12 protein-coding genes and 3 pseudogenes are annotated in these 14,697 nt (G+C 67.7%); 8 read left to right on the top strand and 7 right to left on the bottom strand.

All coding sequences use genetic code 11. From position 1 onward, the window contains the following. Positions 1 to 210: 210 nt before the first annotated feature. On the top strand, positions 211 to 726 hold the full coding sequence (locus tag ACFVX4_RS31835; RefSeq protein ID WP_389983889.1) for a GNAT family N-acetyltransferase: 516 nt from the start codon (positions 211 to 213) through the stop codon (positions 724 to 726). A gap of 389 nt (positions 727 to 1,115) precedes the next feature. Here the strand turns inward: ACFVX4_RS31835 and ACFVX4_RS31830 are convergent, their stop codons facing one another. From ACFVX4_RS31830 to ACFVX4_RS31815, 4 genes and pseudogenes are all read right to left on the bottom strand, one after another. After that, the gene (locus ACFVX4_RS31830; RefSeq protein ID WP_389983886.1) at positions 1,116 to 1,877 is read right to left on the bottom strand and encodes a TetR/AcrR family transcriptional regulator; all 762 of its coding nucleotides are present in this window, start codon (positions 1,875 to 1,877) and stop codon (positions 1,116 to 1,118) included. 20 nt (positions 1,878 to 1,897) lie between these two features. Further along, a complete protein-coding gene (locus tag ACFVX4_RS31825; protein ID WP_389983883.1) occupies positions 1,898 to 2,797 on the bottom strand; it encodes an SDR family NAD(P)-dependent oxidoreductase in 900 nt (299 codons plus the stop codon). A 62-nt stretch (positions 2,798 to 2,859) separates the two neighbouring features. Next, a complete protein-coding gene (locus ACFVX4_RS31820; protein ID WP_389983880.1) occupies positions 2,860 to 3,636 on the bottom strand; it encodes an SDR family oxidoreductase in 777 nt (258 codons plus the stop codon). 270 nt (positions 3,637 to 3,906) lie between these two features. Beyond that, a pseudogene (locus ACFVX4_RS31815) lies at positions 3,907 to 4,023 on the bottom strand (IS5/IS1182 family transposase); the annotation flags it as partial. 28 nt (positions 4,024 to 4,051) lie between these two features. Between ACFVX4_RS31815 and ACFVX4_RS31810 the strand changes: the two are divergent. After that, entirely contained in the window at positions 4,052 to 5,161 is a 1,110-nt protein-coding gene (locus ACFVX4_RS31810) for a TniQ family protein (RefSeq protein ID WP_389983877.1), read from the top strand. Positions 5,162 to 5,837: 676 nt separating this feature from the next. Further along, positions 5,838 to 6,431: a hypothetical protein gene (locus ACFVX4_RS31805; RefSeq protein WP_389983874.1), complete on the top strand. Its 594-nt coding sequence runs from the start codon at positions 5,838 to 5,840 to the stop codon at positions 6,429 to 6,431. Positions 6,432 to 6,512: 81 nt separating this feature from the next. On the opposite strand, the gene ACFVX4_RS31800 is transcribed toward ACFVX4_RS31805, so the two are convergent. The 3 genes and pseudogenes from ACFVX4_RS31800 to ACFVX4_RS31790 form a co-directional block, all read right to left on the bottom strand. Beyond that, on the bottom strand, positions 6,513 to 8,327 hold the full coding sequence (locus ACFVX4_RS31800) for a hypothetical protein (protein WP_389983872.1): 1,815 nt from the start codon (positions 8,325 to 8,327) through the stop codon (positions 6,513 to 6,515). Further along, positions 8,324 to 9,040: a hypothetical protein gene (locus ACFVX4_RS31795; RefSeq protein ID WP_389983869.1), complete on the bottom strand. Its 717-nt coding sequence runs from the start codon at positions 9,038 to 9,040 to the stop codon at positions 8,324 to 8,326. The genes ACFVX4_RS31800 and ACFVX4_RS31795 overlap by 4 nt, the downstream gene beginning before the upstream one ends. A 66-nt stretch (positions 9,041 to 9,106) precedes the next feature. Then, positions 9,107 to 9,592, bottom strand: a pseudogene (locus tag ACFVX4_RS31790) (hypothetical protein). A 199-nt stretch (positions 9,593 to 9,791) separates the two neighbouring features. On the opposite strand from ACFVX4_RS31790, the gene ACFVX4_RS31785 reads away from it, so the two are divergent. From ACFVX4_RS31785 to ACFVX4_RS31765, 5 genes and pseudogenes are all read left to right on the top strand, one after another. Next, positions 9,792 to 10,328 (top strand): hypothetical protein, encoded by a 537-nt coding sequence (locus ACFVX4_RS31785; RefSeq protein WP_389983866.1) that lies wholly within the window; start codon positions 9,792 to 9,794, stop codon positions 10,326 to 10,328. Between the two features lie 186 nt (positions 10,329 to 10,514). Further along, the gene (locus ACFVX4_RS31780) at positions 10,515 to 10,913 is read left to right on the top strand and encodes a hypothetical protein (protein WP_389983863.1); all 399 of its coding nucleotides are present in this window, start codon (positions 10,515 to 10,517) and stop codon (positions 10,911 to 10,913) included. A 3-nt stretch (positions 10,914 to 10,916) separates the two neighbouring features. Next, positions 10,917 to 11,474: pseudogene (tpg, locus tag ACFVX4_RS31775) on the top strand (telomere-protecting terminal protein Tpg). Between the two features lie 267 nt (positions 11,475 to 11,741). Then, on the top strand, positions 11,742 to 12,692 hold the full coding sequence (locus ACFVX4_RS31770) for an SDR family NAD(P)-dependent oxidoreductase (RefSeq protein ID WP_389983860.1): 951 nt from the start codon (positions 11,742 to 11,744) through the stop codon (positions 12,690 to 12,692). A 434-nt stretch (positions 12,693 to 13,126) separates the two neighbouring features. Next, positions 13,127 to 14,281 (top strand): hypothetical protein, encoded by a 1,155-nt coding sequence (locus tag ACFVX4_RS31765; protein ID WP_389983857.1) that lies wholly within the window; start codon positions 13,127 to 13,129, stop codon positions 14,279 to 14,281. Positions 14,282 to 14,697 lie beyond the last annotated feature (416 nt).

The following is a 14,697-nucleotide window of genomic DNA, read 5'->3' as shown; positions in this document are numbered from 1 at the left end:
ACTCAACGCCTTCGACATCACCTTCGACGGCCGGCTCTCCGCAGCACGCCAGTAACTCCAACAACCTGAGTTACACCGCTCGTTTGACAGACCCGGCGGATTGGCTGCCGGGTCGCCGAAGGGCCGCTTCAGACCGCGCAAAGGAGACACGAGACCGCCAATGGTCGTCATGTCGGATCATTTGAGCAGTCAGGGAGCAAGGAGAAGTCAATGCAGTTGCGCAACGTCCAGCTCGATGACGTCGATGCATACGTCAGAATGCGGTGCGATCCCGCCATGATGGCCGACCTCGGCGGACCACTGCCACGCGAAGGTATGGAGGACAAAGTCCGACGCGACGTCCACAAGGCAGCGGCAGATCGCGACTGGACCAAGATGATCATCCCTGACCCCGCCGCACCTGAAGTCGTGGCGGGAACGGTGACCATATGGTCTCACGACGCCGAGGACGGGCCCATGTCGGAGATCGGATGGATGGTCCTGCCGGAATTCCAGGGACGCGGACTGGCCAAACTCGCGGTCCGCACCTTGCTCGAACAGGCACGGGACGAGGACCGCTGGGGGCTCGTGCACGCATTTCCGGCAACGAGCAACGGCCCTTCGAACGGCATCTGCCGATCTCTCGGCTTCCAGTTCATCGACGAACGCAATATGACATTCGCGGACCGAGTTCTACAAGCCAACCACTGGGCCATCAACGCCAGCACTGCCCTCACACGAAGGTGACGTCCAGTCACCTGGCTGCCAGGTGACGCGCAAAGCCCACATGAACCGCCCCGACACCTTGCCGACCAAAACGACACCTCACCGACAACCGCCCCGTTGGGATTATTCCCAGCGGGGCATTTCGTCCTCGTTCGTCGGCATCCTCAGTGCCGCACCCGTAGGCATTTTCAGTGTCGCTCAACAGCGCCCTTTCACCCTCCGGGCACCCCAGCACCGGCGGCAGTAAGGGCCCCACCAACCCGCACAGGGTGACCGCACCTCCGCCATCAGCCACTCTTCATGCCCAGCAGAATCACTGAGCGGCCATGTAGGACACGGTCTAAGTGGGTTCCGCCAAGGCGACTGAACCTACCGCCGGACGTTCGTCAGGTTCGCTCGATGCGCCCCCTCTACTCCCCTGGCGTGTTGGAGAGGCGGTCCAGCCACTCCGACAACAGGCCCGATTCGGCCAGGGTAAAGGCCGGGCTCGGGGACGTACGGAGCATCGCGCCCAGGCGGGCCGCGGTCGCCGGTACCTCTACCTCACCACCGTCGGCCGCCCCTGCGTCTGCGTCTGCGTCTGCGCCCGAGTCCGAGGCTGCGCCTGCACCGGCAGCCGCCCCCATCACCTCCGGTGTGAAGACCACCGCGTGCACCGCATCCCGTACCCGGCGCGACACCGTCTTGTCGGTGAAGGTCACCGGGCGGGAGACCAGCATCAGGGCCACGCCGACGTTGGCAGACATGATGATCTGGGCGGCGAGTTCCGGTGTCAGGCGCAACTTTCCCCGTTCGGCGGCGCGTTGGAGGTCGGACGTGAGGATCTGGTGGGACTCGAGGGCCGCGGCCGGCGGGGTGCGCATCGCCGGGGAGTTCATGAGGCGGTAGAGGTTCGGGTTCTGGAGGGCGAACTCCGTGTGGGTGTCCCAGCCGTCGCGCAGGTCCTGGACGGGGTCCGTGCCGGGGCGGCGTACACGCTTCGTCGCAAGGTACTTCTCCCAGCCGCTGTCGACGACCGCCGACAGCAGGCCCTCCTTGTCGCCGAAGTGGCGGTAGAGCGCGGGAGCACCGACTTCGGCCGCCTCGCACACAGCCCTGGTCGAGACATCCCCGTTCGGGGATTCCGCGACCAGAACGGCCGCCACTTCGAGAATGCGCGCTTTCGTACTCACGGTAGCGACGCTACCCGAGGTCACACGGACACCTTGTGCGGGGCCAGGAGGTCGTCGAGGCCGACGCGGGTGAGGAACTCGGCGCGGATGCGGTCCGCGACTCGGCTGACCTCCTCTGAGCCGTCGTTCGCCGGGTCTATGTGGACCCGGAACGGCCGCTCACCGTGCGGAGTGCCTACGACCTCGACGATCGCGTCGGCGACGAGCGACGCGTCCGCGTCGGCCGGGGCGAGGGCGGCGAGGCGCTCGCCGACCTGGTCCATTAGCGCGCCGTACCGTTCCTCGTACGCCGGGAGCACCGTCCGCTCGGAGGGGCGACCGCCCGTGGCGAAGTGGTCGGTGCCGGAGGTGAAGGCGCCCGGCACCACGATGGTCGTCTCGATGTCGAAGCGGGCCAGTTCGGCGGCGTACGACACCGCGAGTGCGTCCATGGCGGCCTTGGCTGCGAAGTACGGCGCCAGGTAGGGCGGGGTGCCGCCCCTGCTGGAGGTGGAGCCGACCCACAGGACGAGGCCGTGCTGCTGGGCGCGAAGGTGCGGCAGTGCGGCGCGGTTGACGCGCTGGGTGCCGAGCACGTTCGTGTCGTACACCGCGGCCAGTTCCTCAGGCGTGAAGGCCTCGGTCGGGCCGGTCACCATGTGTCCCGCGTTGTGGACGACCACGTCCAGGGCGCCCGCCTCCGCGAGGACCGTGGCGATGGCCGCGTCGGCCGACTCCTGGGAGAGGACGTCCAGCTCGACCGTGCGCAGATCCACCTGGTGCTCGGCGGCGTACGCCTTCGCCTCGGCGACCCGCTGCGCATTGCGGCCGGTGGTGTTACGCACCGCGGCGTAAACCGTGTGCCCAGCGAGGGCGAGCGCGCGGGCGGAGAGGGCACCGAAGCCGGAACCGGCGCCGGTGATGAGGATCGCCTTGCTCATGACGGAACTCCAAGAGGGAGGAGAGAGGAAGGAGGAGGGAGGAGGGAGGAGTCTGCCGGGAATTACGCGATGCCGCCGTTGGCCCGGACCACTTGGCCGTTGACCCAGCGACCGGCCGGTCCGGCGAGGAAGGCGACGACCCCGGAGATGTCCTCGGGCGTGCCGAGGCGCTCTAGCGGCGGCTGGGCGGCCATCCGCGCGATGGTTTCTTCGTCCTTGCCGTCCAGGAACAGGGCGGTGGCAGTCGGGCCGGGGGCCACGGCATTGACGGTGATGTCCCGGCCGCGCATCTCGCGGGCCAGGATCAGGGTCATGGCCTCGACGGCGCCCTTGGTGGCGGCGTACGCGCTGTAGCCGGGGATGGCGAGGGCCAGCACGGAGCTGGAGAAGTTGATGATCGCGCCGCCCGCGCGCAGCCGGCGTGCGGCCTGCTGGGCGACGACGAATGTGCCGCGGATGTTGGTGCGGTGCATCCGGTCGAGGGCGTCGAGGTCGAGGTCGACCAGCGGGGCCAGGGTCATGACGCCCGCCGCGTGCACGACGACGTCGACTCCGCCATATGTGGCCTCGGCGGCGTCGTAGAGGGCCGCCACCTCGGCTTCGTCGGCCACGTCGGCACGGACGGCGATCGCCTGCCCGCCCACCTCGGTGATCGCGCCGACGGCCTTGTCGGCCTCGGACTGGTTGCCCGCGTAGTTCACGACGACAGCGAATCCTTCGGCGGCAAGCCGCTCGGCGGTCTCGCGGCCGATTCCACGCGATCCTCCGGTGACGATCGCGACGCGGGTGGAAGCGCTGCTAATGGTGGAAGCGGTGGAGGTGCTGGGCTGCTCGCTCATGGCGGTGCTCCTTGTTTCAGCTGGGGTAGCGATGCTTCACCCCCCGGAAGCAACGCTAACATCAATCCGTTAGCGGCGATACCATACGCTTCGGCGTACACCGCCCGGATACTGCGCCGCCAGATGCTCGCCGAGGTCCTCCCGGCGGTGCCGGTGTAGTGGCGCTGGTACCGGCGGTGTGCGGCAGGGTCTGCGCGAGGCTCGGGGCGAAAGGGCATCGGCGGGCGTCCTGTCCGTGCAGTCGGGTCCGCTAGGTCGTGTCTTCAAATGTCACGCCCACATCAGGAGTGATGCGAGGGTGATGGCTGCCTGGTAGGACTTCAGCCGGTTGAAGCAGCGTTCCACGACGTTGCGCCGCTTGTAGAGCTGTGTGTCGAAGGCCGGCGGGGGCGCGCGCCGCTACAACGGTGCCGCCTTGGACCCCTACCGAGGTCTGCTCAGCGGCGAGCGGTACGGCAAGTGGCCGATCGCGGTGAACCCGGACGACATCAGCTCGGTCTACTTCCGCGATCCCGCCGACCGCAGGTGGCATGCGCTGGCCTGGGAGCACGCGCCGGGGCGGGAGATGCCGGTGAGCGAGGAGGCACTTGAATTCGCTCGCCGCTTGGCCGCGGCCCGTGACCGGTTTCACCGTCTGGGAACCACCACCGGGGATGTCCTGACCTCGGTCGGGTTGCTGCACCGCGGCCCGTCCGGGCCGGTGGACTCGGGCATTCTCGGCCGTCTGGTCACCCTCCTTGATGCGGACCAGGCGGCGGCCCTCGCCTGGACCGCCGGCGCCACTCAGGCGCAGGTGCACGCCATGACCTTGGCCCGTTACGACCGGCGGGTCCACGTGGTCGACCCCCAGCGGCGCCGGGTCGAGGCGAGGTATGTCTGGGGACAGGCGCGCGGTTCCCGCTACTGCCCGGCCTGCCTGGCCGAGAGCGGCGGCAGATGGCTGCTGAGCTGGAGGCTCGGCTGGTCCTTCGCCTGCCTCGACCACCACCTGCTGCTGGTCGACGCCTGCCCGCGCTGCCGCCGCACGCCGCGCCACTTCCCGGCGACCACCCGGCACGCGCTCGGTCCGGGCAGCTGCCACAGCCCGGCGGAGGGCGATCCGCAGCGCGCGCGTTGCGGCCAGCCGTTCGAGGAGGTTCCCGCTGTCGAACTCACCGCACGGGGGGCCACGATTGAAGCCCAGGAGCTCATCGAGAAGGCGATCTCGTCCGGGCAGGCCGACTTCGGTGTCCACCAGGACAATCCCCAGCCCAGTCTTGCGCTGTTCGGTGATCTTCGGGCGCTGGCCTCGATCCTCCTGCGCCGCGTCCCTGAACGGCTGACAGGATTCGTCCCGCCGGAGATCCTGGCGTTGCATCAGCAGCCCTTGCCGCAGAGGCGTGGTCCTTCGACGCCGCCGAGGTCACCAGCCCGGGCCGTCTGGCCCCACAGCGGGCCGCGACGGTCGCCCTCGCCGTCAGCGCGGCCCTGCACATCCTCGAGCAAGGCGATGCCCACCGGGCCGGAGCCGCCCTTCGCCACCTGACCAGCGACGCCGACGGCAATGTTCCGCTCAAGGTCGCGGACCGGTGGCGCCACACCAGCCCGATATTCGACGCGATCCACCTCGCGACGCTGGCACCGCGCTTCAAGCACACTGACCAGCTGCGTTACCGAACCGCGGACCGGCTGCCACGCAGGCCGGGCCCCACTGCGGCAAAGCGGGTCACCGAGCGGGCTGGCAAGACCCCGACGCAGCTCTGGCCGGCCTGGTCCGGGCGGCTGAGTCCCCTGACCGGGACCCTCTTGCGCACGATCCGCCCGGCCCTCTCGTGTTACCTCGTGCTCATCGGCGGCGCGGGAGACTTCACCACAGCGGCCCGGCTCCTTCAAGCGCCCGCGGAAGTCAGGCTGGGCCCCCACATGGCGTCCCGGCTCACGAAGCAGGGGCACTGGAAGGCGATCAGTCCTGGCCTGTCCGTGCTGGCGGACTATCTCGACCAGGAGGGATCACCGATCGACTACGAGCGCCGCCGCGCGATCGACTACCGGGACCTGCTGCCCTTGGACACCTGGGGGCAGCTCTGCCGGGACATCGGATTCGACGCCGGCGGCGTGCGGCGGCACCAGTTCGCCCGAGCGCTGGGTTCGAACGGGTCAGCGGACTCCCGGCAACCCTCGCCCCGACCACCTACGCGCCCAGCACCTGGGAACTGCGGACCATGCTGCGGACCTTTGAAACGGATCTCACCCCCGCGCTGGTGAGTCAACTCGAAGGACACGCAGGCGAGTTCCTCACCCGCAAGGGAATCCACGGCGAACCGCCGTCCTGGCAGCCTCCGACGGACATCATCCGCGATCTCGAGTTGCCCGGGTGCGACCTGCGGGACATCGACCTCGACCTCCTGCACCGGCTCATCAGGGACGAATTCCTGACTACAGCCCAAGCCGCCCGCCGCCTGGGCGTCAGTCATGACGCTGTCCGGTTCGTCCTGCAAGAGCAGCCGGCCCCTCCCGGGGAAAGGAAGAGCGCGAAGTGGGAAAGAGGAGCGACCCTTCGCCGGGCTCGTGTGGCCCTCCCCAGGGACAAGTTCGCGGGCTTCTTCCTCGACGAGTACCGCTCGTTGAAGTGGATTGCGGAGCACGCCGACGTGACTGTCGACGCCATCGTGGTCCTGGCCCGCGACTACGAACGAAGCGCGACGGGAAAGCGACCCGCTGGCGCCAGATCGACCTCGACTGGCTCCGCGCTCAGCGGGCCGCCGGACGCTCTTGCAGCGACATCGCCAAGGAGACGGGGTTCTCCGCCGGGATGATCAGTTACCTGGCCCGGCGGCACGATCTGCCCGGCCGACACCCCGGTGGAGGCGGCAGCCTTTCGGGGAGATGACGCTCCATCAATAGGTCATGCTGGGGAGGCCCTCGGGGTTGGCCGGCTCTGCCTTGCCCGCCGGGTCGAATCGGCGCCAACCCGTCTCGCCTGTGGTCCTCAGCTGCGGCGACGTAAACACGCCGGAGTGTTGGCCGCACTTCCAGTCCACCTTGAAGCGCCAGGTGATGTCCCACGACCGGGTCCGCGCCACCAGCGTGAACAGCCCCTTCTCGCCGCGCGGTAGTGTTCCGAGCGACCGGACGTCGAGATCTGAGCCGTCAGCGGTCCGGACGGTCGGCGGATCCTCATCGAGGTCGACATCGAAGTGCACAGCAAGCGGGCCCGGCCGGCAGAGCATCGAGTCGGCGATCGTCATCGGTTTCCGGGCCTCGACCACAGTCCGCAGTGCCACGATGGCGACCTCGCTGTGCTGCGGTGCCTCGATGATCACTTCTACGGCGTGTGTGCGTGCCGGAATGACCTCCGGAGCCGGCCCCGTCCGGGTGCCCGGGGCCTTCGTCAACGCGGATGCGAACCTTGACGTCATCTTGCACGTGACCGGTGATGTCTCGGACGCTCTCCACTCTGCGACGGGCAGGCGTATCGGCCCACCGAACGTGTGAATGGCTCCGATGGGAGCGATCACGTCCCGATCACCCAGTCCACCACTCTTCATCCCGCGTTGGACCTCTATCACGCTGGGCATGCGCTGGTCGGCCTTCTGGTACTCCGGCGATCCCGGGGAAGCCAGTTCCAGGACCAGACAGCTCAACTCATGGGCCCGGTCGTACTCGGCCGACAGACGCGAGTCTCCGTACCGCACCCAGTGACAGTCCGCCAGGTCGTTCATCAGCTTTGGCCGGGACGGATGCGAGGCGGGAATCCGCTTCAGGCACCATTCGCCGAAGTCGATGGCCTCGTCGAAGTGGCTCATGTCCTGGTCCCGGGTGTACTCCCAGTGGATGATCCAGAGGATCGTGCCTGCCACAGCACTCAGTCGGTCGTCCGCACCGCCCTCCTGTTCCTCCAGGGCGCGAAGTTGGCCGAGCCGTTCGAGCGCTTCGCGCCGCAGGCTGTCGTCCGGGGCCTCGTAGTGGACTTGGAGCAGGGCCAGGGCGAGCTCGGCCAGGTCGCCGACGGAAGCGGCGCCGACCTGGTCTGCGAGCCTTCGCCAGTAGATGATCCCTTTTCGGATCAGGTCGGGATTCCTCTGCCGCGAACCGAGTGTGTGCCAGCCATCCGCCGCGGCCCGCAGCACGAACGCCGGTGCCGGGCCTTCGTCGTACCAGACCGCGGCCTGCTCGGCGGCCTCCGCCATGGCGAGGATGTCCGGTTCAGCCTGGGTGATCTGCGCCTTCCAGCTCGAGGCGATCGAGAGTTCCTGAAGGACGATGGCTTGCTCGCCCAGGCGGGCGAGGAGCTGCCGGTTCAGGGCGATGAACCAGTCTGCGTCCGCGAGCACGGTGGGATCGAGGGCGCCGTGCACCGTCCGGAGGACCAGGTCTGTGCGTCCTCGGAACTCCTCACTTCCGTCGGTGGACCTGGACCGAAGGAACGCTTCGATCATCAGACGGTAGGCGTCGGCGAGTGCCTCGCGGCCACTGAGCCGCTTATGGATGGCGAGGTCGAACGCGGCTATCTCAGACAGGTACGCGGGGACTGCCGAAGGGTCTTCCCGGGCAGCGAGGTCGAGCGCCTGGCGTAGGCAGTGATCCGCTGTGTCACCGTCATCTTCCGAGCCCTCCCGCCGGTACCTCTCGGCGGCCTCGATCCCCGTGCGGAGAAGCTCCGTGAGATCCGGTCCCTTTTCGCGTTCCAGCTCGGGAGGCAACGGCGTCACGCTCCCCGGGGAAGGCCGGCGGTCCGGAAGGGCTCACTGTCAACGCCGGCCGCGCCGATGACCGTCTCGCCGGCGCTTCCGTCCGGCCCGATCCAGTGCAATGTGAGGCGCCATTGCACGTCATGGCCGACGGTGTAGGCGCGGATCGACAGGACCTCGGGATCGGTCGACGTGATCTTGAACGGGAAGTCCCAGGCCCCACTTGGTTCGAGCCTCGGCCGCCTCTTGTCCAGCCGCAGGTCGAAGGGGCGGACGTCGAGCACACCTTGGCGCGGCATCCGCGCTGCACCAGGGGCGATCACCTGGCGGGACACTATCTCCGGGATCGCGTTTGACAGCACCACCGCCCCGGTCGATGAGGTCTGCACAGTGACCCGCACGACGTGGCCGCTCTCCGGCACCAGATCGGTTGTTCCCCGTTCAAGGTCGGGGAGCACGATGTAGTCGGTCGCCACCGTCTCGACGGACGCGGTCAACAGCGCAGGCGCGCGCCGCACCTGATCCGCCACCTTCACCAGTAGATTCGTCGCAACCGTGGTCCCGGCGGCCACGACTACTCCGCCTGCCCACACCGCGACGCTGCTCGTCGTCAGCACCGCTGTGGCGACCACCGCTAAGCCCGCGCCGATGCCCCCCGCGCGCACCAGATTCTGACGCCGCATCATCGACGAACCCAACATCGCCTCCCCCGTCCCCTGGACATGACGCATCATGACACCAGCTGTCATGGCGGGCTACCAGTCGCACAAACAGCTGTTGTCTTTGGCCAGCCACAGCGGTCAACTGAACTGGGGATCCGCAAGCAGCACTACGCGATCGGCCAAGGGGGTCGAACCCGAGCACTGGATGGCCCCAGTCCCCTTCGGCCGTCAGGACCACTGGTTTGTCCAACTTGCGCCCGATCGTGCTCAAGAATCCACACAGGATGTCCACCCCTGCCTGGCCCTGCAGTTCCCGTAGGTCGACGTCGAGGTCACTCCCGTCAGCAGAGCCCGGCCGGAAGATCGCCAGCACGTCCGGGGTCGGCCAGACCCGCAGGTTGACCGTCTCGGCGCCCGGTGGGCATGTCAGCACCTCCGCGGTCGTCGGCAACGACCTCACGACGCCCCCTCCAAGTACTCCCACCTTCACCCGCTCGGCCGCACCAGATCGAATACTGCCTGCCAGTCCTCGACCGAGGTCCCGGCCACGAACACATCGGGCAGAGCACTCATCAGGTCAGGGTCGAAGAAGTTCTTGACGTTGTCCCACAGCAGATCCGGCATCCCGCCGTGCTGCCCGTTCGCGCGCTCTGATCGCAGGCCGATTTTCGCGAGGAACTGAATGGAAGCGTCCCCAACGCGCTCTGAGCAACCTACTGAGACACTGCCAGGCCCCGCTATAACGAGGCTTGATGGTCTAGTCTGTGGTCGGCTACCTTAGACCACGACACCCCGTTAAGGGATGGTCCCCCAAGGAGGCGCGATGATTCAGATCACTCTGGGCAAGAAGCAGCTTCGCGACCCGAACGGTGACCCCCTCGGGCGATCGCAGATCGGCTGGACGGACGGACTGTCCGGCCGGCAGCTCTTCGAGATTGCCCGCGGCGTGTGGGTGATGCCCGGAGATCGCGTCGAACGAGAACGCTTCGCCGTCGTCAGCGGGGGTGGGATCATCCGCCAGGCCATCGAGATCGACCGAGTTGTCGATGTTCCCGGCGGGCGACGCGCCTTCGAAGGCCGCTTCCTCGGTCCCGGGCACCCGGTTCACGATCTCTATGTCGGTCAGCCCGCCCCCAAAGGCTCTCAGCAGAACCCCATCACCTACTTCAATTCCCCTCTGGACGATCGGGAGTGCAACTGCGGATGCGGTAAGCCGATCAGCCGGGGCGACTTCCTTCCTGGCCACGATCAGCGGGCCATCCACGAGCGGATCGCCCGGGTCGGAACCGTGATGGACTTCATCACCTGGTTCGATCAGACCTGGAACCCGGATCAGCACCAGCGAAGCGAGGCGGCATGAAGAAATGCCACCGAGCTGAGACAGAGCCTCGGGGACATGGCATGAGACACCGGCAGAAGCAGCAGGTAGCCGCGGTGCGAGATGACAAGGGCGGCGGGAACCTATACGACGTCGTCCTCGACGAAGGCGAATAGGGCGAACCCCGGCACGTACTCACCGGAAAAATCACCGAAGGAGCCGCACCCGATGAACAGCACCGAAACCGACACCGCCGTTCCGCAGTGGCCGGTCCCCTCCACCCCGCCCGTCCACGATCCGGCCCTCTTCGCGCAGGCAATGCGGGACATGCGCCTGACCTGGCGCGCCCGCGGTGTCCTCGCCGAACTCGCCACTGGCTACCTCCCGGGACAGGAACCCACGATCAGTGAGCTGGTCTCCCTCACCCGCAATGAGCGCGGGGCCGCCGAGGGACGCGACGCCTACCGCAAGGCGGTCGGCGAGCTGCGCACTGTCGGCTACCTCACGCCCGGCGCCACTTCAGCCTCGGGTGTAGGCGAGCGCCTGGTCGTGGACCTCGCCCCGGCCACCGGCGCCCAGCTGATCCGCAACCGCTACCGCCACAGCGCGCTCACGGACGGGAGCTGACCGGTGGGGGAGATCGAGGACGCGATCGAGCGGGCCGACCGGGAGGCATTCACCCGGGAGCCGCCCAAGACGCTCCAGGGCCGCATCAACTTCCTGATGAAGCAGCTCAAGACGATCAAGGCCGTCGCGGCGGAGCCCGGGGTCAGCCAGCGGTCGGTGGAGCGTTACCGCAGGGGCGAGCGCAAACACCCGCCGAAGGACATCGCAGCGTAGATCGACGGCGCCGTCCGGTCCCGCTGGCAGCCGCAGGTCCGCAAGCGCAAGCGGAAACAGGCCGCCGCCACCGGCGGGATCATCGTGGAGACGAGGGCCCGGTTCGGCTACACCGCGCCGGTCGGCACGACCGACGACGGCCGCTTCCGCCGCCTCACCGTCCACCTCCCCGCGACGTACGCGCAACGCCTGTTCGACGCCCGCGACACGAGAGCCAGCGACCGGGAGATGCGCGGAATCATCGCCGAAGGATTTAAGGAAGTCTATTTCCAGGACGGCGGCGGTCGCGCTATGGGACTGTCGGACGTGGAAATCAACGACATCGACTATTTGGACCTCGACTACTAAATAGGAGCGAAAGAATGGCCGCTGAATTCCCGCTGTGACTGAGCACCCGAGTTGGCCACCGAGTGCTTCGCCTGGCCGCGCTCGCGCTCAGTTCTGCGCCGGTCATGACGTAGCGACCTCCTTGCTCTCTGTAGTTCTCCGGAGGGGTATCGGATGCCTGTCGGCGGTGAACGTGAGTTGTCGGCGATGTGTCGGTGGAGGCTGCGACCTTGGGCGGGTTGGTGCTCCCCATGAGCACGCTGTCCCGAGCGCAAGGAGCCTGTCATCGTGTCTTCCGCATCCCAGAGCCGACCGTGGAACGTACAGTGGCTGCCGTCTGCCGAGGGCAGGATCTTCCTGGTCACCGGAGGTAACGCCGGGATCGGCTACTTCGTCGCGGAGCAGCTCGCCGCCACTGGTGCCGTCGTCGTACTCGGCAGCCGGGACACTGCGAAGGCCGACGCCGCCATGGCCTCGATCCGCTCGCGCGTCTCCGGCGCGCACGTGCGGCACCTTCAACTGGACCTCGCCGACCTGTCATCCCTGAAGACCGCCGTGGACAGGCTGGACCTCGAGCATCTCGACGCGGTCATCTACAACGCAGGGGTCGCGCTCGACGACCCGCCGCGTCGAGAGACCGAGGACGGCCACGAGCTGATGTTCGGCACCAACCACCTCGGCCACTTCGCGCTCACCCAGTGGCTGGCCCCACTGCTGTCCGCAGCGCCGGCAGGCCGCATCGTGACAGTGGGAAGCTTCGCGGCACGGTCCGAGCGACTGGACCTGAGCGATCTGCAGTCGACCAAGGACTATCGGCCCAAGCGCACCTACGGCCGATCGAAGCTGGCGCAGATGTGCTTCGGCTTCGAACTCGATCGCCGCCTGCGCGCAGTCGGCAGCACGGTGCTCAGTGTGGTGGCCCACCCCGGCGGCGCACTGGACTCCCTCACCCCGTCCCGCCCACCGGTACGCGTGACAACCCCCAGCCAACGGCTGCGCGCCTTGCCCGCCGGACTCTTGGTGCAGGGCAAGGACGCCGGGGCATGGCCCGTTGTCCGTGCCGTCCTCGACTCGGAGGTGCAGGGAGGGCAGCTCTGGGGGCCGAGGGTCTTCGGGCTGCGTGGCGCACCACGGCGTGAGCCCGTCCCCTCTCATATGACCGACCCGGCCACCGCCGCCCGCCTCTGGGCGGCCAGCAGTGAGCTGGTCGGCACCGATCCGCACCTCGGCTTCCGATAAGCGTGAAGTTGCACCCAGGGCGGCATCCAGTGGCCAACTGCGGTGCTCAGCCGGGCCAACTGGGACGCTCGGTCACACCCGCTGTGACTGTGCAGCTCGGTTGGCACTTGTGCACTTGAGTTGGCATCAGTGAGCAGTTCAGTTGGCGCGCGGGCTTTCCGGCAGGTGACGGGGTCCCCCTGGCGTGTGGACGCGCTCAGTCACACCCGGCCGCTGGACATGACGTGCAGCAAGTCATTCCGTGCAAGTTGCGGCATTGCAGGTCAGCGCCCTGCCTCGACTTGCCTGAGGCCGGACATCTACGCTCGATGCCCGGGCGGCAGTGATCGCGCCGGACGGGTTCCGAGGGGGGATGTGCGATGCGCGCTGGGTGGATCAGGCTGTGGCAGTGGACGGCGTATGGCGGGATCGGGCTGAGTCTGTATGCGGGCTGGTTGACGTTCGATGACATCCGGGACCGCGCTTCCAGCGAGCGCGACATCAGCGCGGCGTGTGATCGGCTTGTGTCCGCGTCCGCGGTGATGGACCTGCAGGGCGGGATGGTCCGGGCAAAGGGCAGCGACTACGACGAGTTCAGGCTCGATGTGGGCGAGCTGCCCGGTTCCTGCACCGTCTACAAGGTGCCTGGTCCAGGTAGGACCACGGGCCTGTTCACCTTGGCGGTGCGGGGCAGTGACACTTCCGAGCCGTTGCACTGGATCGGTGATGACACCGATCTCGAGCCGTTCCGCGACAGTCGCGGCAGTCAGAAATCCGATGTCACCGCGATCGCCGACCGGCGCCCCGAACCACGACCAATCGGCGATGGCACCCTGGGCCGGTACGGAAACTGGTACACCACCATCCGCGCCGAGTGCGGCCCCGGCAGCCGCGCGACGGCCCCGAAGCTGCTGAACGTTACAGCCCGCGCCGACTACGAGGACATCTCCGCAGCGGACCGTGAGCGCCTCGCCCACATCGCCCGCTCGGCCACCGAAGAGCTCACCGACCGGATCGGCTGCCAGAGCCAGCTGCCCGCCCTGCCTGACCACCAGTTGGCGTCCGTACCGTCTGACCTCCGCCCCGCGCAGGCGACGGACGGTTCATGCCGCTGGTTTGCCCGACACATCGAGGAGCGAGGGCAAGGCCGGCTGCCCGACCGCGCCCTCGCGGCACCTGCGCTGGACGCGACCCCCATCGAAAGCTGCCTTCTAGCGGTCAGCCCCGACCAGGTGGGCCGTATCGCCGACGGCTTGCACGACGACGACCAAGATTACGCACGCAGTGCGCTCACTCACTCGCCGTGGTGGCTGCGCACCGTCTCCTACTTCGGCGCAGAGGCGCGCACGGTGGGATACGACGTCCGTGGCGGCGAGGACAAGATCATCACAGCGGGAACGGCCGGACATGCAAGCGGCGCGTGGTGGGCCTCCTCCATCTGCGACGGCAAGCCCGCCCTGCACACCCTCAGCTCCAGCTACACCTATGACAACGTGCTCAGCCCCCAGACGCTGTCGGCCCTGTTCCGCGCGTACGTTGACGACATCACGAAGCGGCGCGGCTGCACCCACGTGACGTACCCGTACACGAAGGACTTCCGTGCCCCCTGAGCACCACCCCGTACTGAGCACGTCATCTGGCGGATGATGCCAACTCGAATGCCCAGTCACACCCGCCCATGAGCCGAAGCACGATAGGTGTCACAAAGGCACCCTTGATGTCACCTCGGTTGGAGCCCGGCTCTGCCGGAGCCGGGCTTCTGGCAGAGCCGGTACAGGCCAGCACTTGAGAGGCAGCGGCGTTGAGGAAGATCATGAACGTCCATGACGAATCCCTCGCGACGATCTGACCGATGTGGAGGAACTCTCCTTCCGCCTCCAAGAGCTGGTCAACGGTCACGGCGAGGGGCAATGTCGGCTGGCCGCGCCTCCGGATATGGCGGAGACGCCTCCGGTAGGTGTGAGCAAGCCGGTCGGCAGGAACCAGGCCGTCCCAGACGACGAAGGCGCACCCAGCGATCAAGGCG

Origin of the sequence: Streptomyces sp. NPDC058240, from assembly GCF_042882135.1 — a bacterium.
GTDB lineage: Bacteria > Actinomycetota > Actinomycetes > Streptomycetales > Streptomycetaceae > Streptomyces.
This window is presented reverse-complemented; position numbering and strand designations above follow the sequence as displayed.

Bases quoted from the DNA above. Each gene is read 5' to 3' on its own strand.
- ACFVX4_RS31785 (WP_389983866.1), top strand. From the start codon at position 9,792: ATGATTCAGATCACTCTGGGCAAGAAGCAGCTTCGCGACCCGAACGGT.
- ACFVX4_RS31805 (WP_389983874.1), top strand. From the start codon at position 5,838: ATGCTGCGGACCTTTGAAACGGATCTCACCCCCGCGCTGGTGAGTCAA.
- ACFVX4_RS31835 (WP_389983889.1), top strand. From the start codon at position 211: ATGCAGTTGCGCAACGTCCAGCTCGATGACGTCGATGCATACGTCAGA.
- ACFVX4_RS31795 (WP_389983869.1), bottom strand. From the start codon at position 9,040: ATGATGCGTCATGTCCAGGGGACGGGGGAGGCGATGTTGGGTTCGTCG.
- ACFVX4_RS31820 (WP_389983880.1), bottom strand. From the start codon at position 3,636: ATGAGCGAGCAGCCCAGCACCTCCACCGCTTCCACCATTAGCAGCGCT.
- ACFVX4_RS31825 (WP_389983883.1), bottom strand. From the start codon at position 2,797: ATGAGCAAGGCGATCCTCATCACCGGCGCCGGTTCCGGCTTCGGTGCC.
- ACFVX4_RS31780 (WP_389983863.1), top strand. From the start codon at position 10,515: ATGAACAGCACCGAAACCGACACCGCCGTTCCGCAGTGGCCGGTCCCC.